Annotated in this window: 20 protein-coding genes; 6 read left to right on the forward strand and 14 right to left on the reverse strand. The window is 35.2% G+C overall.

What is annotated here, in order from left to right; genetic code table 11:
• The first annotated feature begins 74 nt into the window (after nucleotides 1-74).
• A complete protein-coding gene (locus EA412_04060) occupies nucleotides 75-740 on the forward strand; it encodes a hypothetical protein (GenBank protein ID TVR80862.1) in 666 nt (221 codons plus the stop codon).
• 18 nt (nucleotides 741-758) lie between these two features.
• A complete protein-coding gene (locus EA412_04065; GenBank protein TVR80863.1) occupies nucleotides 759-1,583 on the forward strand; it encodes a mechanosensitive ion channel family protein in 825 nt (274 codons plus the stop codon).
• Nucleotides 1,584-1,953: 370 nt separating this feature from the next.
• On the opposite strand, the gene EA412_04070 is transcribed toward EA412_04065, so the two are convergent.
• The 6 genes from EA412_04070 to EA412_04095 form a co-directional block, all read right to left on the reverse strand.
• Nucleotides 1,954-5,382, reverse strand: a complete 3,429-nt coding sequence (locus EA412_04070) for an efflux RND transporter permease subunit (protein ID TVR80864.1) — start codon at nucleotides 5,380-5,382, stop codon at nucleotides 1,954-1,956.
• A gap of 95 nt (nucleotides 5,383-5,477) precedes the next feature.
• Nucleotides 5,478-6,617 (reverse strand): efflux RND transporter periplasmic adaptor subunit, encoded by a 1,140-nt coding sequence (locus EA412_04075; protein ID TVR80865.1) that lies wholly within the window; start codon nucleotides 6,615-6,617, stop codon nucleotides 5,478-5,480.
• A gap of 10 nt (nucleotides 6,618-6,627) precedes the next feature.
• The gene (locus tag EA412_04080) at nucleotides 6,628-7,974 is read right to left on the reverse strand and encodes a TolC family protein (GenBank protein TVR80866.1); all 1,347 of its coding nucleotides are present in this window, start codon (nucleotides 7,972-7,974) and stop codon (nucleotides 6,628-6,630) included.
• Between the two features lie 21 nt (nucleotides 7,975-7,995).
• Nucleotides 7,996-8,649 carry a TetR/AcrR family transcriptional regulator gene (locus EA412_04085; GenBank protein TVR80867.1) on the reverse strand — a complete coding sequence of 218 codons (654 nt, stop codon included), beginning with the start codon at nucleotides 8,647-8,649 and terminating at the stop codon, nucleotides 7,996-7,998.
• Nucleotides 8,650-8,694: 45 nt separating this feature from the next.
• Nucleotides 8,695-9,945, reverse strand: coding sequence for an FtsX-like permease family protein (locus EA412_04090; GenBank protein TVR80868.1), 1,251 nt, complete (start codon nucleotides 9,943-9,945; stop codon nucleotides 8,695-8,697).
• Between the two features lie 136 nt (nucleotides 9,946-10,081).
• On the reverse strand, nucleotides 10,082-10,870 hold the full coding sequence (locus EA412_04095) for an SAM-dependent methyltransferase (GenBank protein TVR80869.1): 789 nt from the start codon (nucleotides 10,868-10,870) through the stop codon (nucleotides 10,082-10,084).
• Nucleotides 10,871-11,306: 436 nt separating this feature from the next.
• Here EA412_04095 and EA412_04100 point away from each other — a divergent pair, with 436 nt between their 5' ends.
• Entirely contained in the window at nucleotides 11,307-13,682 is a 2,376-nt protein-coding gene (locus tag EA412_04100; GenBank protein TVR80870.1) for a T9SS C-terminal target domain-containing protein, read from the forward strand.
• A gap of 87 nt (nucleotides 13,683-13,769) precedes the next feature.
• On the opposite strand, the gene EA412_04105 is transcribed toward EA412_04100, so the two are convergent.
• Nucleotides 13,770-15,017, reverse strand: a complete 1,248-nt coding sequence (locus tag EA412_04105) for a cystathionine gamma-synthase family protein (GenBank protein ID TVR80871.1) — start codon at nucleotides 15,015-15,017, stop codon at nucleotides 13,770-13,772.
• Nucleotides 15,018-15,203: 186 nt separating this feature from the next.
• On the opposite strand from EA412_04105, the gene EA412_04110 reads away from it, so the two are divergent.
• Together EA412_04110 and EA412_04115 are read left to right on the forward strand one after the other, a co-directional pair.
• Nucleotides 15,204-15,581 carry a DUF2237 family protein gene (locus EA412_04110; GenBank protein TVR80892.1) on the forward strand — a complete coding sequence of 126 codons (378 nt, stop codon included), beginning with the start codon at nucleotides 15,204-15,206 and terminating at the stop codon, nucleotides 15,579-15,581.
• A 103-nt stretch (nucleotides 15,582-15,684) separates the two neighbouring features.
• Nucleotides 15,685-17,283 carry a T9SS C-terminal target domain-containing protein gene (locus EA412_04115; protein ID TVR80872.1) on the forward strand — a complete coding sequence of 533 codons (1,599 nt, stop codon included), beginning with the start codon at nucleotides 15,685-15,687 and terminating at the stop codon, nucleotides 17,281-17,283.
• A gap of 39 nt (nucleotides 17,284-17,322) precedes the next feature.
• Here EA412_04115 and EA412_04120 read toward each other — a convergent pair whose 3' ends face one another.
• From EA412_04120 to EA412_04135, 4 genes are read right to left on the reverse strand one after another with little or no spacing between them, the layout of a single operon-like run.
• Nucleotides 17,323-18,426 (reverse strand): lipid-A-disaccharide synthase, encoded by a 1,104-nt coding sequence (locus EA412_04120; protein ID TVR80893.1) that lies wholly within the window; start codon nucleotides 18,424-18,426, stop codon nucleotides 17,323-17,325.
• Between the two features lie 25 nt (nucleotides 18,427-18,451).
• Nucleotides 18,452-18,739 carry a hypothetical protein gene (locus EA412_04125; GenBank protein TVR80873.1) on the reverse strand — a complete coding sequence of 96 codons (288 nt, stop codon included), beginning with the start codon at nucleotides 18,737-18,739 and terminating at the stop codon, nucleotides 18,452-18,454.
• A complete protein-coding gene (gene surE / locus EA412_04130) occupies nucleotides 18,729-19,514 on the reverse strand; it encodes a 5'/3'-nucleotidase SurE (GenBank protein TVR80874.1) in 786 nt (261 codons plus the stop codon). Before surE ends, EA412_04125 begins: the two co-directional genes overlap by 11 nt.
• Nucleotides 19,515-19,516: 2 nt before the next feature.
• A complete protein-coding gene (locus EA412_04135) occupies nucleotides 19,517-20,890 on the reverse strand; it encodes a dipeptidase (protein TVR80875.1) in 1,374 nt (457 codons plus the stop codon).
• A gap of 198 nt (nucleotides 20,891-21,088) precedes the next feature.
• Here EA412_04135 and EA412_04140 point away from each other — a divergent pair, with 198 nt between their 5' ends.
• Nucleotides 21,089-22,285, forward strand: coding sequence for a DEAD/DEAH box helicase (locus tag EA412_04140; protein TVR80894.1), 1,197 nt, complete (start codon nucleotides 21,089-21,091; stop codon nucleotides 22,283-22,285).
• Between the two features lie 9 nt (nucleotides 22,286-22,294).
• Here EA412_04140 and EA412_04145 read toward each other — a convergent pair whose 3' ends face one another.
• Genes EA412_04145 through EA412_04155 form a run of 3 tightly spaced genes read right to left on the reverse strand, consistent with a single transcriptional unit; the run spans nucleotide 22,295 to nucleotide 24,642 of the window.
• A complete protein-coding gene (locus EA412_04145; GenBank protein ID TVR80876.1) occupies nucleotides 22,295-22,915 on the reverse strand; it encodes an SOS response-associated peptidase in 621 nt (206 codons plus the stop codon).
• A gap of 15 nt (nucleotides 22,916-22,930) precedes the next feature.
• Entirely contained in the window at nucleotides 22,931-24,193 is a 1,263-nt protein-coding gene (locus tag EA412_04150) for a Y-family DNA polymerase (GenBank protein TVR80877.1), read from the reverse strand.
• Nucleotides 24,193-24,642, reverse strand: coding sequence for a LexA family transcriptional regulator (locus EA412_04155; protein ID TVR80878.1), 450 nt, complete (start codon nucleotides 24,640-24,642; stop codon nucleotides 24,193-24,195). The genes EA412_04150 and EA412_04155 overlap by 1 nt, the downstream gene beginning before the upstream one ends.
• Nucleotides 24,643-24,834: the final 192 nt, after the last annotated feature.

The following is a 24,834-nucleotide window of genomic DNA, read 5'->3' on the forward strand; positions in this document are numbered from 1 at the left end:
TACCCAAATATTTTTTGTCAAAAATTTAGAAATTTAGGTTTTTAAGGGTTGACTATTTAATAAAAACAAACATTATGAAAACCAATTTAGTTATTGCTTTATTTGTTACTTTTTTCATGAGTTACACTTCATTTTCAGCTAATAAGGGTCTTGAAGATGTAAGTGAAAATACTTTTGAAAGAAAGAACTTCTTTTATGTTAGTCCTTTTCAGTTAGCAGCCGGACATCTTCAGTTTGGTTACGAAAGAGATTTTGGAGAGCAAAATAACAGCCTTATGTTCAATGCAGGTGTATGGTTGTTAGAATCTAATGACAGATCAAGAGAAGGTGTTTCATTAGAATTTCAATATCGCTGGAACATGTACCACGTTCATACAAATGAAAATGCCACGAATTCATACAAGCTTTATTTCGGACCATTTGCTCAGTTTCATTATAATGAAATAGTGGAGTATTATTATGATTATGTCTATGAGCCATGGGGAGGCAGCGATTATGATATACGCGAAGATGCGGATTCTAAAAAAGAAATTATCCGGTCTTATGGCGGAGGAGTTGTAATTGGTAACCGTTTCTTATTTTTTGACAGACTGACAATTGATTTTATGATTGGAGGTGGTTTAAAATATTCTGATATAGACGCTAAAAAAATTGATTATTATTCAAATTATAATATCTTTAACCCGAGATATACAGGTGTGATACCAAAAACTAAATTGCAAATTGGGATCGCCTTTTAATTAACTTAAATAAAATTTATGGAGAATTTTAGTATTGATAACATACAGGAAACCATTGGAGAAATATTAGTACTCTATGGTTTTAGTTTATTGTCTGCTTTAATAGTATTAGTTTTAGGTTGGTGGGTTTTAAAACTAATCAGAAATGGGTTTTCAAAAGGTCTTGAAAAAAGTAACACAGACCCATCTTTACAGAGGTTTTTGACGAAGTTGGTAGATGCAATACTAAAGGTGTTGTTGATAATAACTGTGATTTCGATGTTAGGTGTTGAAACTACATCTTTTATTGCAATTATTGGTGCGGCTGGTCTGGCAGTTGGTTTAGCACTTCAGGGCAGTCTCGCGAATTTTGCCGGAGGTGTTTTAATTTTAACTTTCAAACCATTTAAAGTAGGGGATTTTATTACTGCAAACGGGATAAGTGGAACAGTCCGGGAAATAGGAATAATTTATACAGTTTTATACACACCACAGAATCAAAGAATAACCATACCTAATGGATCATTGTCTAACAGTTCTGTTACCAATTTTTCTGCAGAGGACACCAGAAGGCTGGATATGATATTTGGTATTGGATACGGGGACGATATTCCAAAAGCGAAAGAAATTATTCAAAGGGTTTTTGAAAGTGATGAAAGAGTATTAAAAGATAAGGGTGTTGTAATAGGATTAGCTGAATTAGGCGATAGCTCTGTAGATTTTACTGTGAGAGTTTGGTGTAAAAGCGCTGATTTTTTCGTACTAATGTGGGATATGAATCAGAAAGTTAAAATGACTTTTGATCAGGAAGGAGTTTCTATACCGTTTCCTCAGAGAGATGTACATTTGTTTCAGGAGAAATAAACCTAAAGATTTAAACTTTAAAAGGGTCATATGCTTGCATACTGACCCTTTTTGTTTGTACTTAAGTTGAGGATAGTTAAGCAAAATCGCTGTAAGTATCCCCAATATTATCTTTTCAAAGCGCTTAGCCTAAGCAGGATTATAAGAAATGACACGGCTTAAGCTCCTGAGTAAATAATCAAATTGGCTAAATGAAAAATTGTTCGGGAGTTATGTCAAATTTGGGAATTGTAAGATTTACTCAAACAGAACTATTAATTTAAAAACCCGGCTAATGTTTTTGTTTATTGAAAAATACTGTTAATACTTTAAGTCTGTACACTGAACTAATGAAATAACGCTTTTTAGTGAACCCATCTAAAGAATTTGACTAACTAATAAATTTGTTCAAACTTCTTTTCCATCTTTCACTTATCAGATACATAGCAGGAACTACAACTAATATTAAGAATGTTGAAAAAGTTAAGCCAAAAATAACGGTAGAAGCCATTGGTCCCCAAAACAAAGCATTGTCACCACCTATATAGGCATTGAATTCAAATCTTGTAAAGAATGCTGCAAAGTCAATATTCAATCCCAAAGCAAGCGGCATTAAACCCAGTATAGTCGTAATAGCCGTTAAAAGTACTGGACGTAGCCTCAGTTTCCCACCTTTTATAATTACGTTTACCAAGTCATTATCACTCATTTCCTTACCTTCACTTAGCTTGAGTTCCGCTCTTTTACGTTGTCTGACTAAATTGGTATAATCTATGAGTACAATAGCATTGTTTACTACTACGCCGGCTAATGAAATGATTCCAATACCGGTCATTACAATAACAAAGTCCATTTGGAAAAGAGCTAACCCAAAAAACACCCCCATTGTACTGAATAAAACAGAAAGTAAAATAATAAATGGTGTCACTAAAGAATTAAACTGAGTTACAATAATAAAAAGGATTAAAAAGACTGCAATCATTAAAGCCCTGGTTAAGAATTCTCCCGTTTTTTCCTGCTCTTCCTGTTCCCCGGTAAAAGAAATTTCATAACCGTCAGGTATACTAAAGTTTTCAAGTCTGGCTCGTATAGAATTAACGATTTCATTTGCATTATAACCATCCATTACATTTGAGTAAATAGTTATAGTCCTGTTGCCATCAATTCTTCTGATTGATCCAAAAGTAGAGGTGTAGGTAACATCTGCAACTGCTGAAATAGGAACTTGCATAATTTGACCGGAACCTGCATCACGGAAAGTGATTCGCTGGTTCATTAATGAACTTAAGTCATATCTGTATTCTTCAGAGAAACGTAATTGAATAGGGTATTCGTCCTCACCTTCTTTAAATTTTGAAACTTCTCTACCAAATAGTGCCGTCCTCATTGTATTGCCTATTTGTGCTGTAGAAATCCCATACCTTCTTGCCGCTTCACGATCTACATTTATCAGTAATTCAGGCTTCCCTCTTTCCAGGTCCGTTTGAAGCTCCTCTATACCTTGAATGTTTCCATTATCGATATATGTTATTATTTGGTCTGTAAGAGATGTTAATTCCTGAAAGTCATCACCACTGACTTCAATATTGATTGGACGTCCAACAGGAGGCCCTACCTGATTTTTATCTACACTTATAGTAGCTTCCGGGAATTCTGACATTCGTTCTCTTATCGCTTCCATTATGCTGTTGGTCGAAACTCCTTCCCGGAACTCAAACTCAACAAAAGCTACGGTAACTTTTGCCCTGTGAGGAGTACGCCCCGGAGCAGGGCCTGCCATCGGATCGGTTGTTCCTTCTCCAACATTGGTAATTACTGATTCTACTACATTTCCATAGGGTTCTATAACCTCATTTACTACTTTTTCAATTGATTTTGAGTATTCATTGGTGTAGTCAATATCACTACCTAATGGTAACTCTATAAAAATGTTTACATAATTTGGTTCATTTTCAGGAAAGAAGCTGACTTTTGGCGTAAATATCGAAAAAAGTACAATTGATAAAATGAGCAGCAAAAATGTAGATATAAAAACGATATAAGGCATAAAACCTTTGAGAACAAAGGTGATTGTTTTATCATAAGCATTTTCAATCCAAACTAATATTTTATCCTGAAATAAGGCTGCTGCCGGCTTGAGTAAATAAATGTTTAAAATTGTTATTAAAGCAAAAATAATACTGATATTTCTCAAAGCAATCCAGCCGGCCAGCCAGCTAAAAATTATGAGTAAGGCAAAACCCGATAAAATAGCTATTACTTTTTTGAAACTTGTTTTTTCTTTTGGGTCTTCAATTCTCATAAACAAGGATGTCAAAACCGGATTTATAATCAAAGCCACAAATAGGGAAGAGGCAAGCACTATTATTAACGTCACCGGTAAATACTTCATAAATTCTCCAATGATATCGTCCCAAAACAATAGTGGTACAAATGCTGCAAGTGTTGTAGCTGTTGAAACTATTATGGCCCAGGCAACTTCACCGGCACCTTGTTTAGCAGCAGATATTGGGCTATGCCCTTCCTGCATTAAACGGTAAATGTTTTCTACCACTACAATTCCGTTATCTACCAGCATTCCTAATGCTAAGACCAGTGAGAATAAAACTATCAAATTAACGGTCACTCCAAAGCCGTTTAATACCATGAATCCGGTTAACATTGAAAGTGGAATTGCTATCCCAACAAAAAGTGCATTTCTTAACCCTAAAAAGAAAAGTAAAACCAATACAACCAGTATAACTCCGAAAATGATACTGTTTTCTAAATTGTCTAATTGGTCCCTGGTAACTTTAGATTGGTCATTAGTAATGCTTATCTCAAGGTTAGGAGGAAAAATGTTTTCAATAGCATAATCCAGAATATCATTGATTTTGTCAGTTGCTACCAATAAGTTTTCTGCAGATCTTTTTTTCACATCCAAAGAAATTACAGGGTCGCTATATGACCTGGCATAACTTTGCCTTTCTTCAAAACCAAACTGTACTGTTGCTATATCTTTTAAAAATACGGTGTTTTGATTTTCATGTTTTACGATTACATTTTCAATGTCTCTCATTTCTTTGAATTCACCTACTACCCTGACACTTCTTCGAAAGTTATCAATCAGCAAATCTCCTCCGGAAATAGTAATGTTTTCAGAAGCAATGGCATTTTCAATGTCGTCAAAGTTGATTTGGAGAGATTGCATTTTGAAGGGATCTACCATTATCCTGACTTCTTTTTCTAATGCTCCTTTAATCTCTACTTCTGAGATTTCTGTAAGCTTTTCAATTTCGTCTTTTAGGTATTCTCCAAATTCTTTTAAGTCTTCATTAGTGAAATCACCCGATAGGTTAATGTTCATTATCGGAAACTCGCTAAAGTCTAACTCAAAAACATTAGGGTCCTGATCCAAATCGGTTGGCAGTTCAGTTTTAGCCTTATCAACAGCATCTTTTACATCTCTTAACGCAGTGTTTACATCTACATCTAAATTAAACTCTACAACTATGTTAGAGAAATCCTGAATAGAAGTAGAGTTTATATTCTTTAAGCCGGTCAATGACAGAAGCTCATTTTCAATTGGTCTGGTGATGAGATTTTCTATATCTACCGGTGAATTGCCCGGATATGGTGTGTTTATTAAAATTGTGGGTATAGAAATTTCAGGAAAGTTTTCTTTAGGCATAGACCTGTAAGAAGTGAATCCTAAAATAATGATAAGTGTCGTTAGCACCAATACACTTGTTCTGTTATTTACAGATACAGTTGTAGGCAAAAAGTATCTAACAACTTTTTCAAGTTTTGATTTTTTATCACCCGGTTGCTGCTGGTTCATATATTTTTATTTTTAGTCTGGCTATCTTAAATCCTTATTTTATAGCTGAAAAATGTAAGTGTGTTTATGCACCTTATAATAATAAATTGAATGTTTTATTTATTTACTCTTATTTTTTGACCATCAGCTATATCTCTAAAACCTGCGTCTATCAACATATCTTCATCTGTTAATCCTTCAAGTATTTCAGTAATGCCACCGTAGGTCTTTCCGCTTACTATATTTCGCTTTTCTGCCAGACTTTGTTGTCCATCCATTTTTCTGACATACACAAACTCTTCATCAAAATATTGTTGGACCAGGCGGGTTGGAATGACAATTGCATCTTTGCTGAAATAATCCATGATTCTTACTACAGAAAGCAAATTTGGCTTAAGGAGACCTTCCTCATTTTTCAATTGAATATCAATTTTGAAAGTTCTGTTACCCGGATTGATAAATTGACCTACTGAGCTTATTGCTGCATTTTCTTCTTTATTAATTAAAGGAAATCTAACTTTAACATTATCCCCCTTTTTAACACTAGTCAGAAATCTTTCAGGAACATCTGCCCTGACATATACATTTTCTAAATTCACAATCCTTACAACCGGAGTGCCCGGGGATAAAACATCTCCAATTTTCACAAAGACTTCATCTATGTAGCCGTCAATTGGAGATTTTATATTCAGCATATTCAGCTGAGTGTTTAAAGTATTAAGATTTTTTTCTAAAGATTCTTTTTGATTTTTAGCCTGTAAGTATTGTATTTCTGAACCGATGTTCTCTGCCCATAGATTTTTTTGTCTTTCATAAGTGGTTGTTGCTAATTCAAGAGCACTTTCAACCTCAGCAATAGAGTTTCTAATGTTTTCTTCATTTTGTCTGACTAATAATTGTCCTTTTCTAACATAATCACCTTCTCTGACATTAATATTTCTGACAGCCCCACTCATTTCTGCACTCAGTGAGATATTAAGATCTGCCTGTACTAAGCCCTGTGCTTCTATATAGTGTTCAAAATCACTTACTTCTACCGGCCTTAAGGTCACCATTCTCCCGGTAGTTATTGTATCTTGCCTTAAGGAAGCAATTTCTGTTTCCAGTTGCTCAATCTCAATTTTCAAACTTTCAAATTTCTCCCTCTTCTCTTCAAGCTCTCTTTGCATATTCTCTAATTTATCAGTTTCTGAGGACCCGCATGAAACCATGAAAAGTAAGCCAAAAAATAGTACAGATAAAATTGTCTTTTGCATTATGTATATTTTAATTGTTATTTGTATTGTATAAACCCATTGAGTGCTTGAGCTGTGTTCTGCTAATAATTACCTGATACATCGACTGAATGTAATTTGCCTGAGTTTGTGACCAGTCAGACTCTGCATTAGACACTTCAAGACTGGAACCTACTCCTTCCTGATATTTTCTTACTGTAACATTGTAAATCCTTTCGGCCAATTCCAGATTTTTAAGTTGTGTTTGATAGTTTTCAAAAGCATTTTCTAATTCAGTTCTTGCATTTTGAACCTCTAAACGTACCAGCTCATCAAAATTTTGAATTTGATTGTTTATTTTCATTAAATCCAGTTGTCTTTGTTGAACCATAAATCTTCTGGTAAGACCGTCAAAAATTGGAATCCTTAACTGTAAACCCACAAAACCGGACTCAAACCAGGTTTCATTACTGTCAAAAAAATTAAATTCATTTCTTTGAGCATCATAGTTATAAGTACCGAAAGCATATAGTGAGGGAAAATAACCGGCTCTTGTCTGACTAATATCAAAAGTTCTCAAATCTCTTTGTAAATTCAATAAACGAAACTCAATTCTGTTTTGATAATCATATTCCATATCTGTGAGAAGGGAATTTTCAATAAGATCGGATAAGTTTTCAGTTAATATTATTTCATCCTGAACCGGATATCCCATTTGATATTTTAGAACTGCCAAAGCTAACTTTGCCTGTCTTTCAGCATTTTTAAATTGTGTGTTTACATTTGATTGGGAGAGTTTTAATCTGTCAACATCAAGTTGTTCAGCAAAACCACTTTTCAACAGCTGTTCTGTTTCGTGAAGCGTTTTATTGATGATTTCCAGATTATTTTCTAAAATTTCTACCGTCTCCAATGATGCTAAAGCCGCGTAATAGGACTCTTCAATGGCTTTCTTTAAATCAATTTCATTTTGGTAAAGTTGCGTTTTGGCAGATTCCATCAATGCTTTATTTGCTCTGATACCCACAAAATATCTAAAATCAAAAATCAATTGGGAAACAGTAATATTAGCATTTACATTATGGGGGAGACCAAATTGTATTTCCTGAAACTCTCCTTCAGGGCCACCTATAAACTCCAAAGGAATAAGACTAACGGGTAGTTTTAAGAAGTTTTGATAAGAAGCTTCAGCATTAATTTGTGGAAAACCTTCTGATATTACTTCCAATGATTGCTTTTGAGTGATTTTAAAATCCAAAGCCGCATTTTTCTGCTGTATGCTATTTTCAATGGCAAAGTTTTGAGCTTCTTCAAGTGAAAAAGAGTTTTCGTTAGCCTTTGAAGTGTATAGAACAAAAGTTAGGATTAAAAAAGTTGAAATGATGGTCGTAATTTTCATAACGGTTATTTTTAAACAATTTTAGTTTTTTATTGTCAGCTTATTTTCTTTCAAATAGTTTAAACCTTTTTCAGAGCAAATAGCATGTATGTGATAGTCAAAATACTCTATGACTAATTCTTTAAAAGTAAATTCACCAATGGGGAAAATTGATTGGTCAATTAGAGATTCTGTTTTAAAAAGATAAATTTTTGCAATGATTTCAGCATTTAGAGTGTTTCTATAAAACCCTTTCTCTATACCTGATTCCAAGTTTGATTTCACACATTTATATAAAAATTCTTTTTTAAAAGTTAAGTGATTCTGCCAGGCCTGCGGGTAATATTTTTGTAAATCATATACTAAAGCAGGATTCATTTCTCTGAGATTTCTTGTATTATACTTTACAAGCTCATACATCTGTACTATTGGGTTAGAATTTTCATTTATGATAGTTTCAACTCCATTTTTTTCTTCTTCCAGATAAAGCAGAATTGCTTTTTTTACCAATTCAGATTTATTTTCTACGACTTCGTATATGGTTTTTTTGGAAACCCCTAAATGTCTGGAAATGTCATCCATAGAGACACTTTTGATCCCATATTTTAAAAACAATTCAATAGAAAGAGAAATAATTTTTTGATCCACTTTTGTAATAATTTCTGCAAAATTACAAACATAAACGCAATAAACTATTTAAAGTTTAAAAGTTTATTAAGTTTTTTTTGCAAAAAAGTTTGTTTAATATCTGATAGCATCTACAGGAGCCATTTTAGATGCATTTAAGGCCGGGATAAAGCCTGATACAATACCTGTGATTATAGAAATTAGCAGCCCTGTCATTATAATCGAAAAGGATAAAGTAAAATCAAAATCAAGCAAATTTTCAGCTATGATGGTTAATACAAACACTAATAATATTCCAAAAACTCCACCAATGAGGGATAGGACTACGGCTTCAATCAAAAACTCCAGCAGTATGAAAAATTGTTTGGCACCGAGAGCTTTCTTTATGCCAATTTGAGGAATACGCTCTCTAACAGATACAAACATTATATTAGCTACACCAAAACCTCCTACAATTATAGCAAAAATTCCAATTATAAATCCGGCAAAATTTATTACACCAAAAAGTTGATTCATATTTCTGCTGAGGAGAGATAATTGGTTTAATGCAAAATTATTATCTTGCCTTGGGCTCAGTCTTCTTTCAGCCCTTAGGATTCCGGTCAATTCGTCTTTCAATATCTCTAAATTAGTGCCTTCAACAGCTTTTATCATTAGAAAAGGTTCGCTGCCAATATTGTCGATATTCATGAATGAAGTCAGGAAGTTATAAGGAATCAGAATTTGATTATCATTGCTCATGCTTAACAAATCTTCTCCTTCCTGTTCAAGTACTCCGATTATAGAAATTTTCCTCCCAAGCAATCTAATTTCCCTTCCTACACTATTTTCGGGAGTGTTGAATAGTTGCACAGCTACATTATAACCTAAAACAGCAACATTATTTCCGGCTTGAGATTCATTTAAAGAGAAATATCTGCCTTCTAAAAAATCCAAATCTTTAATTCTTGAGAAGTCATGTGAAATGGCAAGTGCAGTGATATTTTCTACACTTTGATCAAGGTATCTTGCGGTACGGTTATTTAATCCAATTTGGATGGCAGCAGCCTCTGTATAGCGACTTTGATTTTGAATACTTCTGAGTTCATTTAGATTTGGAACCGGTCTGTTCCAGTATTGCCACCAGGCATAATCTTCTCCAAAGTCCCAGGGCCATTTTTGTACATACACTATATTATCACCCAACTTTTGAATACTACCTCTAACATTTCTTTCCAGTGAATCAACAGCAGTAAGAACAGAAATTATACACAATATCCCTATGGTGATTCCCAGTAATGAAAGAAAACTTCTCAGTTTATTGCTGTAAAGCTCATAAAATGCGAGAATTACACTTTCTTTAAAAATACTGAGGAATGTTTTCATTTGTTAAAATTTTCTTTTACAGCAAAATGTTCAGAAAATACTGCACATTTGGAATTATTTGTATTTCACACGGGTACTTAAATTCTTTTGAGTAATATAATGAAGTAAGACAAAAAGTAAATTGAGTGGTTCAAAATTAATCACTAATTATCTTCTTTCCAATGAAAACCTTTTCAAGTGTGTTCAGATTATACTTTTTATATTCTTCTTTATTTGAAATTTCAAGAATCTCTATTGAGAAGCCTGCACTTTTTAAACGGTTCGGATAATCTTTACCATATAAACGAACATGATCTTTTTGTCCGAAAAACCTAATGCGTTCCTCATCTGATTTAATAGTAAGATCTTCAAAAGTTGTTTCATTTGCTATACTTAAAGGAACTTGCAACATGGCAATCCCATTTGGCTTTAGTACTCTGTATAATTCACTTAAAGCAATCATGTCATTCGGGATATGTTCCAGTACATGATTGCAAACTATTAAATCAAATGAATTATCAGGAAACTCGAGTTTTGTTATATCAATATTTTGAACTTTCCGGGGGTAGTCATATCCTTTTTCAAATTTATCACCGCATACATAATCAATATTTGATAGTTTTTTCAACTTGTCGTAAATAGGTATTTCCGGAGCAATATGAAGTACCTTATAGGGATTTTCTTTCTCAAAGATGTGAATGTAGTCTTTTAGGAAAAGAAAAATGAGCCTTTCTCTGTCACAGGAGCCACATTTTATACAAGCAGTATTTCTTAGACCGGCACCGATTATTTGCTTTTCTTTAATAATTGGATAGTCCTTGCCGGTGGCCAACATTATATCAGATGAAAAATTACAAATGGGACAACTGTAGGCGTCACCACTGTAGAATAGACTGTTTAATAGACCTTTTAATTTTTTTCTTATAAATAATCCTTTCCCGGGCATATATGTGAATTATTTTAGCAAATAGAGAAGCAAGTAAAAATAGAGAATTATTTGGTTTTGTTGCGATTAATCTATATAATAAGCTAAGCAATATTTGTTAAATGTAAAGCTTAGGTTTATTTAAAGTTAACTTTAAATAAATTATAGGGTAAAAAATTTTAAAAAAAAGAAAAAAAAGAAAGTTTTTTAATAACTTTATGATATGTAGAGTAAATAATATAGTAAATGTAAAAATCATTATAAAATAAGAGATTAAAAATTAAAAAAAAAGATAAGTAGTGATAATAGGTTGGAAGATAAAAGAAGTTTCACTTTCTCTTTTTGGATACATTTCTTGAGAATAAAAAATTTAAAAATAATAGAAAAAACATTTGGATTATGCTTAAATTATTATAAATTTGTACTAACAATTACTTAACCCAAAATTTTTTTATTTATGAAAACCAAGTATCGCAATTTTTTAATGTTTAAGTCGGCCATAGTGCTGACACTATTCTTAAGTATGTCGTTTATAAATTCGGCATATTCCACTACTTCTGCATGCTATGCAACAGAAGTTGTAGATTTTCAGCAGGGGCTTAATAAGTTAGGAGATCCCGTTATTACACAACGTAGTGATCCTGATGCTGCTTTAGGCGCACCTTTGGCTCAAGACCCGTTTAACTATGATGAGAATGATTTTTTCTCATTAGGTTTTGGAGGTTTTATTGTGCTAAAGTTTGAAGAGCCAATTACTAATGGCCCTGGAAATGATATTCGGATTTTTGAAGCTACCGGTCCTGTTGGTGGTGCAGCTCCAACCTGCGCAGGATATCCTGAGTATGCAAAAATTTATGTATCACAGGATAATGTAAATTTTTATTTATTAGACACGATTTGTCTCGATGGGGATGTTGATATTTCTGATGCCGTTGATGGTATGGGAAATCCGGTAACACTTGGATGGATACAGTATGTGAAAATTGTAGATGTAAGCGACCCTAACGATTTTCCAAACAGTTCTCGCTCTGATGGATTTGATGTAGATGCTATTCAGTGCTTAAATGGATTTTCTGAGAGAACCGGTTGTTATCCAAATGAAGTGATTTCATTTAATCAGGGTCCTGCAAAGTATCCGGCTAATGGAAATCAGGTTGCTACAGATAGAAGTGACCCTGACAAGGCTTTAGGTGAACCGGCCGGAAATAATCAGGCAGGAGAATTTGTGTCTTTAGGTTTTGGTGGAGAACTAATAGTAAAATTTGAGAATCAGATTGCAAACGGACCCGGAAATGATTTGAGAATTGTAGAAACCAGTTTTGGTGATCCTTCCTGTTCTCAATATCCTGAATTTGCTGAAGTTTTTGTATCACAGGATAACATTGATTACTATAGTGTAGGTATTATTTGCTTGACAGATGAAGTAGATGTTGCTAATGCTGTTGACGGAATGGGAAATCCTGTAATACTTCCATGGTTTCAGTATGTCAAAATAGTAGACATGAGTGATCCTGATGATTTTAATACCAGTCCAATTACAGATGGCTATGACGTGGATGGGATTGAATGTTTAAATGGAGAATACGAACCACCTGCTTTAGGTTGTTTTGCTGACTATGTAGTTTCCTATAATCAGGGCTTGAAAAAGAATGGAAACCCTGTTGATGCTGACAGAAGTGACCATTTAAGTGTATTGGGTAGCCCGGATGCACAAACAGGAACCAGTGCGGATTTAGGTAACTTTTATTCCTTAGGATTTGGAGGTGAAATTGTAGTAGGCTTTAATCAGGAAATTGCCAATGGACCCGGTCCTGATATTAGAATTTGGGAAACCACATGGGGATATGACAATTGTAACGATTATCCTGAAGTAGCCAGAGTGTATGCTGCTTTAGATAATAATTTCAACTGGGTATTCTTAGATACAGTATGCTTAGGTGGCGATGTTGATTTAGGGCCTTTGCCATATGCTAAGTATATTAGAATCGTTGATATTAGCGACCCTGATGATTTTAGTCAGAACCCTTCAGGTTTAGACGGTTTTGATGTAGATGCAATTGAGTGTTTAAACGGACCATTTAGTGGTTTTAAAGTTGATATTTGTGATGCATTATCACTGGATGTTGATGCCGGAAATGATAAAAGCACACATTATTATGGGGCAGGAACGTCTTGTGTAACACTTAATGCTACTGCTACAGCCGGAGACGGCAACTATTCATACGAATGGAGTAATGGAGAAACCACATCTTCTATTACAGTATGTCCTTCTTCCAGCACACTCTATACGGTAACTGTTACTGATGGAATGGGATGTACTTCAACTGATGATGTTTATGTAGATGTTACAGATATACAGTGTGGTTGGGGGAATAAAGGTGCTATAGTATGTTATCAGCCGGTGTCTTTCTTGCCTTGGCTGCAGTTGTCTTTATGTGTATCTAAAAATTCTGTACCTTTCTTTGTGAATAATATGGGCGCAACTCTAGGGGCTTGCGGAAGCAACGCAAGAATGTCACCATCTGAGGTTGAAAAGCACATAAAAGATTTGCCGGGTGATCCTGTAGCTATAGATAATATGCTTTATGCTTATCCGAATCCATTTGCTGATATATTGACTATTGAATATTTAGTACCGAGAGAGGGAACAAGCAAACTTCAAATATTAGACATAAATGGAAGACTTGTCTATGAACAATCTTATGAGCATTCGAAGCACTCTTTACTTAATATTACTGAAGTAAATTTAAGTAATCAGGCTAGCGGTGTTTATATTGTAAAAGTTGTTACCGAGACAGATGTATTTACTTTTAAAGTAAATAAGTCAAAATAGATTAAAAAACCGGGTAACTATAAAAATGGGGTTTGCTTTTCTAAGCAAACCCCATTTTTAATTGATAGCAAAGTAAAAACCTTTAAATTAAATAGTATTTAGTGCTTGCTCAATGTCGCTTATAATATCCTGATCATTTTCAATACCTACTGATATTCGAATCATTTTTTCAGTTATATTAAAGTCTAATCTTGATTCTGCTGCAACATCGGCATGAGTCATAGTAGCGGGATGTTCAGCCAGGCTTTCAGTGCCCCCTAAACTGACGGCTAATTTTATAAGTTTCAGAGAGTTTAAAAATTTAAAAGCTTCTTTTTCCCCGCCTTTCAAATCAAAGGATATCATTGCTCCTGCTGAATTGCATTGATTTTTAAAAATAGATTTTTGTTCTTCTGTTTGCAAATTTCCTAAATAATATACCCTCTCAACTTTAGTATGGCTTTTGAGAAAATTTGCTACTTCATGTGCATTAAGGGCTTGTTTATCCATTCTTACTTTCAGCGTTTCCAAACTTCTCATTAAAAGCCAACCAGTCCAGGGGCCTGCCATATTTCCTAAAAATGTTCTGAGTGTTTTAATTCGTTTCAAAAGCTCTTTATTTCCCAGGCAAGCACCTGCGATAAGATCACTGTGACCACCAATATATTTGGTAGCTGAATAGAGAACTAAATCAGCTCCGTGTTTTAAAGGATGCTGCCAAATAGGCCCCATATAAGTGTTATCTACGGCTAATAAAATTTCCTTGTCTTTTTTTGAAAAATGCTTGGCAATATCTTTAGACATTTTTATATCGATTAAATCATTCGTAGGATTTGCCGGGGTTTCAATAAAAACTAATGAAAGACGATCTGCTTTACCTGTTTTTTCTACTTTGGTAATAATGTCTTCTTTTTTATCAGTAGCTTTAAAACTGACTGAGTCAATACCAAACTTAGGTAATATTTTATTTATGAAATGATCGGTCCCACCATAAATAGGACTACTAAACAAAAGTAAGTCCCCGGGTTTTAAAAACTCAAGTAAAGTAGTGGTTATTGCCGACATTCCACTTTCAAAAATGGCACAATCTTCAGCTTCATCCCATAGTTTAAGCCTGTTTTCCAGAATTTCCAAATCAGGATTATTAATTCTGCTGTAAATCAATCCCATTTCTTCTCCGGGACCTGCCTCTCTTAGTCCATAGGCCATTTCAAAAAAAGATTTTCCTTCTTCAGCACTTCTAAAGACAAAAGTCGAAGTTTGAAAAATAGGACTTTTCAAAGCACCTTCAGAAAGTTCCGGCTTATATCCGTAAGACATCATCAAACTTTCAGGCTTCATTTTTTTTTTCGTCATTTTTTTTAATTTTAAAACAATATTTGTATTTTACATCTATTGTTTAATTAAGAATAAGGATTTTTAATTAAACAATTCAGAGATAATCTGAAATTGAATATTAATTTTTTACTGAACTTATCAATTGAGCGAAATTTAGATAAAAATTTAATACTAAACAAGAAAAATAATATTAGAATAAAATTTATGAGTGATTTTAATGTATTTGGAGAGAAATTATTGGCATGTAGTTATAGTCCATTGACCGGGTTTAATAGGAATGGAAATTGTGATTCATATCCTGAGGATAAAGCCAAACATCTAGTTTGCGTTGAAATTTCTGATGAGTTTTTAGAATTTTCATATGAAATGGGCAATGATTTAAAATCCCCTGAACCCGAGTATGACTTCCCGGGTTTAAAAGCCGGAGACTTTTGGTGTGTATGCGCGAAAAGGTGGTTGGAAGCTCACGAAGCAGGAGTTGCACCAAAAGTGAAGTTAGAGTCTACAAATGAAAATATACTGGAATTAATTTCCATAGATTTACTGATAAAGTACGCCTACCGAAAAGAAACAACAAATTAGATTTGATATCTATGTAATAATGATTGATTTTCTTTCAAAAAAAAACTTGACAAGATGAGTTTTGGAGTTTATTTTTGCATTATAACTTAATAAAATTAAAATCATGCAAAAACTAAAATTGTTAATGGCTGCGATAATCGTATTAGCCATGACAGGACTAAGCGTCCAACAAGCAAATGCTACAGGAAGCGTCTATGCAGGTGATGTAGCCTTATTTGAAATAGGAACTCTGGGGGACGGATCTCCTGTTACCGACCCTACTCGTACTGACCCGGATGCAGCTCTTGGTGAGCCGGTCGGTGATAACTCACCTGGTTCTTTTGTTTCTATTGGGTTCGGAGGAATACTGGTTCTGGAGTTTTCTGATAAAGTTGCCAACAATGCCGGCGATGATTTCAGAATTGTTGAGGTTACCAATGGTAATCCGGATTGTTCAGGATATCCTGAAAGAGCTGAGATATGGGTTTCACAGGATAATGTAGATTTTTACTTTATCGAAGAAATATGCTTAGATGCAGACCTCGATATAAGCAATGCTCAGGGATTATCTGAACCATTGAGCTGGATTAAATTTGTAAAAATTATTGATGTAACAGATGCAAGTGAATTTTCTCAGTCTCCATCGCTATTAGATGGTTATGATGTTGACGGTATCGTAGGTTTTGCTATTTACGAAGAGCCTAAAGTAGGTGAAGAGTGCTTTATAGCTGAAGTCGTAGAATTTAATCCCGGGTTTGCTAAGTATCCACCTAACAATAATGAGGTTTTGGCGGACAGACTAGATACAGATGCTGTTTTGGGTGAGCCTTCAAGAAACAATGCTGCCGGTGAATTTATTTCTTTAGGCTTTGGAGGAGATGTAACAGTAAAGTTTGGTGATAAAATTAAACTGATTGAAGGAGAAGATGATGTTATAATCTGGGAAACCAGCTTTGGAGATCCTTCATGTTCTGCTTATCCTGAAACTGCTGATGTGTATGTTTCTCAAAATGGTACTGATTTTTACTTTGTAACAGATATCTGTTTAACAGTTTCACTAGACCTGAATCAGGGTGATGTTCCTGCCGGTTGGGAATGGATACAGTATATAAAGCTAGTAGACACAAGTAACCCGAACTCTTTTTCAACTAGTCCCAATTCAGATGGTTATGATTTAGACGGTATTGAGTGCCTGAATGGTTTTTATGTAGAAGAAGATCCTAAAGAACCAGAGCCGGAACCTGACTATTCTTGTGGAAAGAAAGGAAACAAAACTTTAGTATGTCACAGACCTCCGGGACAAGGTGGAAATAAAGAATTAACACTTTGTGTTGGGACTCCTGCTGTTCCTGCTTTTTTAGCAATTGGTGGTTCAATTGGTCCATGTAACAATACAAACAGAATAGCACCTCAGGAAGCAGAAAAGTTGATTAAGGAATTACCGGGAGAGCCTGTAGTAATAGATAATATGGTTGCAGCATATCCGAACCCTTTCAGAGAAACTGTAAATATCGTATATGTAGTGCCTGCACCGGGTAACAGTGAAATGCATATTTTAGATATAAACGGCAGAACTGTTAAGTCAAATATGTATACTCACACGAGAGACAACTTATTAAATGATGTTTCAGTTGATTTATCTAATCATGCTCCGGGCATTTATTTAGTAAAAATTGTAACAGAAGATGATGTGTTCACGTACAAAATACAAAGCGTACGTTAATCATAATCATTTTTTTAATCGAAAAAGGTGGCAGGCAATTTATTTGTCTGCCATTTTTTTTTGCAGTGTATTCAGAATTAGATTTGCCGCATTTTCAGAAGCTCCGCTGCCACCAAGTTTTTTTCGTAAAATGTCATACTCATTTGTTATTGATTCCCGCTTTTCTTTTGTTAAAATTTGATTAAGATGTTTGATTAAGTTTTCCTTTGTAAAATCATCTTGTATCAATTCTTTTACGACTTCCTTTTCCAGAATTAAATTCACCAGAGAGATAAATGGCACGTTTACCAATTTTTTCCCTATCCAAAAAGATACCGGATTTCCTTTGTAAACTACTATTTGAGGTACATTCAACAAAGCTGTTTCTAAAGTTGCTGTACCCGAAGTTACAATGGCTGCTTTACTTTCCTTAAGCAGGCTGTATGTATCTCCGGTTTTAATTTCTATAGCTTTGTCTTTTATTATTTTTTTGTAAAACGCAGATTCAATATTTGAAATGGCAGCTAAGGAAAAAGTATAATCAGGAAAATGTTCTGTTAACTCACACATAAGTGGAAGGGTTTTCTGAATCTCCTGTTTTCTGCTGCCGGGGAGAAGAGCAATTCTTTTATTTTGATTTTCTATATGATGCGCGTTTTTGATTTCCGGAATATCGAGCAGTGGATGACCAACAAAGTGAGCTTCCGTATCATATTTTTTATAAAAGGCCTTTTCAAAAGGAAGAATGACCATCATCAAATCTACATACTTTTTTATGGAATGAACTCTGGAAGCATTCCATGCCCAAAGTTGCGGAGAAATATAATAGAAGGTGTTTATCTTATGATTGTTAAGAAATTTCAACAGTCTCATATTAAATCCCGGATAGTCTATTAGAATGACAGCATCGGGTTGATATGCCAGTATATCTTTTTTACACTCAGAGAAATTATTGAGTATAACCGGCAGGTTTTTTAAAACTTCCCAAAAGCCCATAAAGGCAAGGTCTTTATAATCTTTAACTAAGGTTGCTCCGGCAGCTTTCATTTTTTCACCACCCCAACAACGAAAATCACAGTTTGGGTAAAGCTCTTTTAAGGCTTTAATCAGGTTTGACCCGTGTAAATCTCCGGAGGCCTCACCGGCAATTAAATATAGCTTTATCTGACCGGTTTCAGCCATACAGGGATTAAATAAATTTTAAAATAAGAACAATAACTACGAGAAAAAACATAGATGCTATAACTCCTCTGGCCATTTTAAAAAATTTAAGCCAATACAACAGAAAAAAAACAAGCAGGTTTAAAATAGCGCCTAAACTAATTATTGGTCCTGTAATTCTGCTGTCCCATATTGTTTGGTAATATTCTAAAACACCCATATAAGAAAAACGGGACAGATAAATCAATAAGGTCCCGGCAAAAGCACCAATTAAACCTAAAGCAAATCCTATGTAAACACTATCTTTAACTTTCATTTATGTTCCAGTTTTCATTAATGTAACGAATGGTATGATGAGCTGTTAAATCAAACTGCACAGGGACTATGGAAACATAATTATTTTCTAACGCCCATTCATCCGTATCCTTTCCTTTGTCGTAATTTACAAATTTACCACTTAACCAAAAGTAATTTTTCCCTCTGGGATCTTGTCTTTCGTCATAATCTTCTTCCCATTTTGCCACCGCCTGTCTGACAACTTTCATGCCTTTAATCTCATTTGCAGGAATGGCAGGTATGTTTACATTAAGTAGTGTCCCATCCGGTATTCCGGCCTTGAGCATATTTTCAGCAATCAATTTAGCATATTTTTTGGAGCCTTCAAAATCAGCTTCAAAACTATAATCCAATAATGAGAATCCGACAGCTTTGATGCCTTCAATCGAAGCCTCTACAGCGGCGGACATAGTTCCGGAATAGATAACGTTAATCGAAGAGTTTGAACCATGGTTTACTCCGGAAACACATAAGTCCGGGTTTCCTTTTAGAATTTTATCCTTAGCCAGTTTAACACAATCAACGGGAGTGCCACTGCATTGGTATGCAGCTTTCACATTTTTAAAAATATCCACTTTTTCAATTCGAAGCGGGTCGTTAAGGGTTATCGCATGCCCCATGCCGGATTGAGGTTTGTCAGGTGCAACTACAACTACATCACCTATTTCAGACATTGCATCAATCAAAGCGCGTATACCGGGTGCAGTAATTCCGTCATCGTTTGTTACGAGAATAAGAGGTTTTTTCTTAGGCATTTTTATTTTTTTTCTAACTCAGTAAAATAATGGTAAAAATAGGGTATTGTTTCAATTCCTTTATAAAAGTTAAACAGTTCAAAATGTTCATTAGGCGAATGGATAGCATCTGTATCTAATCCAAATCCGAGTAAGACTGTTTTTGTTTTCAACACTTCTTCAAACAGGGCTACAATAGGAATACTGCCACCGCTTCTTAACGGAATTGGCTTTTTCCCAAATGTTTTCTCCATAGCCATGCTGGCAGCTTTGTATGCATTTGAGTCAGTAGGAGTAACAACGGGAATTCCTCCGTGATGTTCTATAGCTTCAACTTTTACGGACTCCGGAGCTACTTTTTCTATATATTCTTTAAAAAGTTTGGCAATGACTTCCGGTTTTTGATTGGGTACCAGTCGCATTGAGATTTTCGCTCCGGCTTTGGAAGGTAATACCGTTTTAGCTCCTTCTCCCTGATATCCACCCCAGATACCGTTCACATCTAAAGTTGGCCTTACTGATGCTCTTTCAAGTGTAGAAAAATCAATTTCTCCTTCTATGTCAGCAATCCCAATATGTTTCTTATAGTTTTCAATACTAAAAGGTACTCTTTTAAATTCATTTCTTTCCTCTTCGCTGAGGCTCAGTACATCATCATAAAAACCGGGAATAGTTACTTTTTTATTCTCATCCATTAAACCGGAAATAATATTTGCCAATACGTTTATCGGATTAGCCACTGCACCACCATAAATACCGGAATGCAAATCTCTGTTTGGTCCTGTAACTAATACTTCAAAATAGCACAAACCTCTCAGGCCGGTAGTAATCGACGGAGTATCTTTACTAAGCATGGCTGTATCAGAAATTAAAATAACATCTGAAGCCAATTTATCTTTGTATTGCCGGGTAAATTTCTCAAGATTTGGAGACCCTACTTCCTCTTCACCTTCAATTATAAATTTCACGTTGCAAGGCAGACTGTCGTTATGTTGCATTAGCTCAAAAGCTTTTATGTGCATATACATTTGTCCTTTATCATCACTTGCACCACGGGCAAAAATTTTACCGTCTTTAATAACGGGTTCAAAAGGAGGGCTATCCCAAAGTTCATAAGGGTCGGGAGGTTGGACATCATAATGGCCGTAAACTAAGATAGTGGGCAAGCTGCTATCGATAATTTTTTCTCCGTAAACCACCGGATAACCTTCTGTTGGGATAACTTCTGTATTCTCCATTCCGGCATCTTCCATTTTTGTTTTCACAAACTCCGCAGCCTCAAAAACTTCATCTTTAAACCTTTTGTCTGCACTGATGCTGGAAATTTTTAATAAGCTGATTAGCTCTTCTAAATATTTATCTTTATTTTTTTCAAAATAATCGGTTGGGAATTGCATATAGAATATTTTTATGGCATTAAATAGGCAAAGTTATTTTATTTTTGCTTACTTTATGCCTGTTATCAAAAAATAACGATAGACAATAAGCTGAAAATAAATCAAGAGGTTTAAAGTGTACGGAGTGTTTTTGTATGCTTCAAAGAAAAATAATATCACAAGATGGCAGATGCTTTTAGAGAGTTTGGATTAGAAGAAATGGTTTTGGAGGGAATATCTTCAATGGCTTTTAAGGAGCCGACACCTATTCAGAAATTGGCTATACCGAAAATAATGGCCGGTAAGGATTTGATAGCCTGTGCACAGACAGGTACGGGAAAAACCGGTGCGTTTGTTATTCCGGTTTTAAACCACTTATTTAAAAATAAAGGAAACGGAGTGCGGTGTTTGGTTATAGTGCCGACAAGGGAATTGGCTAAACAGATAGATCAGCAGGTTGAGGCTTTGAGTTATTTTACGAATGTGGTTTCATTGCCGATATACGGTGGGAGTATTTCTTCAGATTGGGAAATGCAAAAGAAGGCTATTACCAGAGGAGCTGATATTTTAATAGCGACACCCGGAAGGATTTTGACGCACTTAAATATGGGCTACGTTGACTTGTCGCATCTGGAGTATTTTATTTTGGATGAAGCCGATAAAATGCTGGATATGGGATTCCAGGAAGATATAGTAAAGGTGATTAATAAACTGCCGGAAAAGCGTCAAAACTTAATGTTTTCAGCTACTATGCCTCCAAAAATCCGGGTTTTAGCAAAAAAAATGCTACAGAACCCTGAAGAGATAAGCATAATGCCTTCCAGAGTAGCAAAAGGTGTTGAACAACAAGTTTATTTTGTGCATGACAGGGATAAGGAAACACTGCTTAAAAATTTGTTGGATGTCAGCTCTTTGGAAAGGATGATAATTTTTGCTTCCAGCAGACAAAAAGTTATTAATTTGGGTAGAATGTTACAAAAGGCCAGATTTGAAACAGCTGCAATACATTCTGATTTGGATCAGCCTGAGCGGGAAGCCAATTTGCGAAAGTTCAAAAATAAAGAAATCAGGGCCTTAGTAGCGACAGACATATTGAGCCGCGGAATTGATGTGGAAGGTGTCAGTCATGTGATTAATTTCGATATGCCGGGCGACCCGGAAGATTATATTCACCGTATCGGCCGTACTGCCAGAGCTGAGCGTACCGGTATAGCCATTAGTTTTGCCTGTGAAAGTGATTTTCATAAATTCAGAAATATTGAAAAATTTGTGGAGCAGGACATACTGATTCAAAAGTTGCCGGAAAGCATTAAAGATGCACCGGATTACAATGGGTTTAAGAGCAGAGGAAAAAGAAATTTTAAAAGTCAGCCATTCCGTAGCAAGCCAAGAAATCCCCGTCGCAGAGATAACTAAGAACTTTTTTTAATTATCGGTTTGAATAGCTTCTAAAGAGAAATCACGGGTTAAAAAATTTGTGAGAGATGATTCTTTAAGCCATTCTGATTCTTCCTCTTTTTTGAGGATTACCGGCATTCTTTTTTTTGAGTTGTGAATGACGCTCATTTGTTCATTGGCCTCAGTGGTAACAATTGTAAAGCTTTCAATAACTTCGCCGCTTTCTTTTTCAACCCATTCAGACCAAAGGCCGGCTAAGCAAAAAATATCTTCTCCGGGCAGCTGAATTAAGTATTTTTGTTTTTTCTTTCCACGACTGTCTAACCACTGCCATTCATAGAATCCGTTTACAATAACCAGACATCTTTTTTGAACCGATTGCCTGAACGCCGGTTTTTTTCTAATGCTTTCTATTCTTGCATTCAGTGTATATTTTCTAATACTTTCATCTTTCGCCCAAAAGGGAATTAACCCCCAGTTAAATAATTGGATACTTTTTTGATCCTCATTTGTGATTACAGGGAGACGGGGGTGGGCAAAACCATTTATATGTTCGCTTTGGATAAATGAATCGGGGTCTTCAAAGTTTGCATTAAATCGATTTTCAATTTTAACAGCTTCCTTGCTAAGGCGAATATGAAAACACATCAGTAATCTGTTTTTTTAAAGAGCATGTATTGTAATAATTTCATTTAGCTTAGTTGTGTATCGAGGTGAAAGTTTCTCCTGTCGCATTTTCCACATTCTACCGCTTCCCTGAGCAGCAAGTTTTACTTTTTCCTGTCCGATAGTTGTGTTTAAAAAATCAACGGCCTTCATTAGCGCATCATGTCTGGGGTTTGAGTTTTCGAAAAGACTCAGTTGACGATTGTCAGCCGGTTTTATGTCCATCACGATTACTCCGGCTTTTTTATAAGCATAGCCTTTCCGGAAAATTTGCTTGAGCCCCAAAACAGCAAACTTACTAAGTTCAATGCTTGAGTTGGTCGGAAAGGGGAGTTGAACAACTATGTTTCGGCTGTATTGAGGCAAATCCTTTCGATGACTGTTTGTATGTATAAAGACCATTAATGCATTACAGGTCGACTGTTGACGCCTTAATTTTTCACCACAGCTTACGGCAAAGGTTGTGACCCTTTCTTTTACATAAGTGAAATCATCATAGTTTTTATCAAAAGAGCGGGTTGTGGCAATATTTTTTTTAGCTTGTACTCCTTCCAGGTCTAAGATAGCTTTGCCGGATAAGTCATGTTTCAGGCGGAGTCCGACTACAGACATATTTCTTTTTACCCAGTCATCCGGTTGTTGTATAAAATCTAAGGCTGTGTGGATGCCATTGTGTTCCAGTTTGTTTGCATATCGCCTGCCTATCCCCCAAACCTTGCTGACAGGCAGCCATTTGAGCGCTTTTCTTTGTTTTTCTTCATTGTCAATGATGTAGACATTGTTGAGTTGTTTGCTGAATTTTTTGGCTATTTTGTTGGCAGTTTTTGCTAAAGATTTGGTAGGGGCTATGCCTACGCTTATAGGGATGCCGGTGCATTTAAAAACATAGTTTCTGATTTTTTCGGCATGTTTTTGATAATCAAGATGAGGGGCTTGCCCGAATTTTAAAAAAGCTTCATCGATGCTGTAGATTTCTATTTCCGGAGCAAATTCTGCCAGGAGGTTCATGACCCGGGCGCTCATATCTCCGTATAAGGCGTAATTAGATGAAAATACGTGGATATTATGTTTTTTAAAAAGTGTTTCATACTTATGTGCGGGCGCTCCCATTGGAATGCCTGCGGCTTTGGCTTCTTCACTGCGCGCAATTACACAGCCGTCATTATTTGACAGGACAACTACGGGCTTTTCGTTTAGGTTTGGACGAAATACCCGCTCGCAGGAGGCGTAAAAATTATTGCAGTCAACTAATGCAAACATTAAATTGTTTTTATGATGTGTTTAACAACTCCCCAAACAATAAATTCATTTTCTTCTGTGACCTTAAGAGGTTTAAAGTCTTCATTCTCAGGTAGTAACCAGCAGCAATCCTTTTCTATTTTGATGCGCTTAATAGTAAACTCCCCGTCAATGAAGCAAACGGCTATTTTGCCATTATTTACCTCCAGGCTACGGTCAATTACCAGTAAATCTCCGTCTTCGATGCCGGCACCTTTCATTGAATCGCCTTTTACCCTTCCGTAAAAAGTAGAAGAAGGGTTTTTTATCAATTCTTTGTTCAGATCTATTGAAATATCCAAAAAGTCATCTGCCGGAGATGGGAAACCTGCTTTTATTCCGCTTTCTGCATAGGGTCGTTGTAAAAAACTTTCCGTAGATGCGGAGTAAATATCAATTTTGGGTGCTTTATGGAGGTTAACGAGTTTCAATAGGTGATTTTTATGCAAAATTAGTAAATGCTGTTGTACTAAATTAAACACTTTTCAGCACATTATAGACAGTCTTGAGTTTTACTTGTTCAAACTTTTATTTTACTAAATTTTACTTTTGATTTTGAGTTGTTTGTAAACTTAACTTAGTGTGTGGTAAAATCATAGAAATCCGTATTGACCTTTCTATCC

This window comes from Chitinophagaceae bacterium (assembly GCA_007695095.1).
Taxonomy (GTDB): Bacteria; Bacteroidota; Bacteroidia; order Chitinophagales; family REEL01; genus REEL01.

Excerpts from the sequence above, each read along its gene's own strand:
- EA412_04110 (TVR80892.1), top strand. The coding sequence starts at position 15,204 with ATGAGTGATTTTAATGTATTTGGAGAGAAATTATTGGCATGTAGTTAT.
- EA412_04095 (TVR80869.1), bottom strand. The coding sequence starts at position 10,870 with ATGCCCGGGAAAGGATTATTTATAAGAAAAAAATTAAAAGGTCTATTA.
- EA412_04145 (TVR80876.1), bottom strand. The coding sequence starts at position 22,915 with ATGTGTTTTCATATTCGCCTTAGCAAGGAAGCTGTTAAAATTGAAAAT.
- EA412_04150 (TVR80877.1), bottom strand. The coding sequence starts at position 24,193 with ATGTTTGCATTAGTTGACTGCAATAATTTTTACGCCTCCTGCGAGCGG.
- EA412_04135 (TVR80875.1), bottom strand. The coding sequence starts at position 20,890 with ATGCAATTCCCAACCGATTATTTTGAAAAAAATAAAGATAAATATTTA.
- EA412_04075 (TVR80865.1), bottom strand. The coding sequence starts at position 6,617 with ATGCAAAAGACAATTTTATCTGTACTATTTTTTGGCTTACTTTTCATG.
- EA412_04125 (TVR80873.1), bottom strand. The coding sequence starts at position 18,739 with ATGAAAGTTAAAGATAGTGTTTACATAGGATTTGCTTTAGGTTTAATT.
- EA412_04070 (TVR80864.1), bottom strand. The coding sequence starts at position 5,382 with ATGAACCAGCAGCAACCGGGTGATAAAAAATCAAAACTTGAAAAAGTT.
- EA412_04060 (TVR80862.1), top strand. The coding sequence starts at position 75 with ATGAAAACCAATTTAGTTATTGCTTTATTTGTTACTTTTTTCATGAGT.
- EA412_04100 (TVR80870.1), top strand. The coding sequence starts at position 11,307 with ATGAAAACCAAGTATCGCAATTTTTTAATGTTTAAGTCGGCCATAGTG.
- surE (TVR80874.1), bottom strand. The coding sequence starts at position 19,514 with ATGCCTAAGAAAAAACCTCTTATTCTCGTAACAAACGATGACGGAATT.
- EA412_04080 (TVR80866.1), bottom strand. The coding sequence starts at position 7,974 with ATGAAAATTACGACCATCATTTCAACTTTTTTAATCCTAACTTTTGTT.
- EA412_04140 (TVR80894.1), top strand. The coding sequence starts at position 21,089 with ATGGTTTTGGAGGGAATATCTTCAATGGCTTTTAAGGAGCCGACACCT.
- EA412_04105 (TVR80871.1), bottom strand. The coding sequence starts at position 15,017 with ATGACGAAAAAAAAAATGAAGCCTGAAAGTTTGATGATGTCTTACGGA.
- EA412_04090 (TVR80868.1), bottom strand. The coding sequence starts at position 9,945 with ATGAAAACATTCCTCAGTATTTTTAAAGAAAGTGTAATTCTCGCATTT.
- EA412_04065 (TVR80863.1), top strand. The coding sequence starts at position 759 with ATGGAGAATTTTAGTATTGATAACATACAGGAAACCATTGGAGAAATA.
- EA412_04115 (TVR80872.1), top strand. The coding sequence starts at position 15,685 with ATGCAAAAACTAAAATTGTTAATGGCTGCGATAATCGTATTAGCCATG.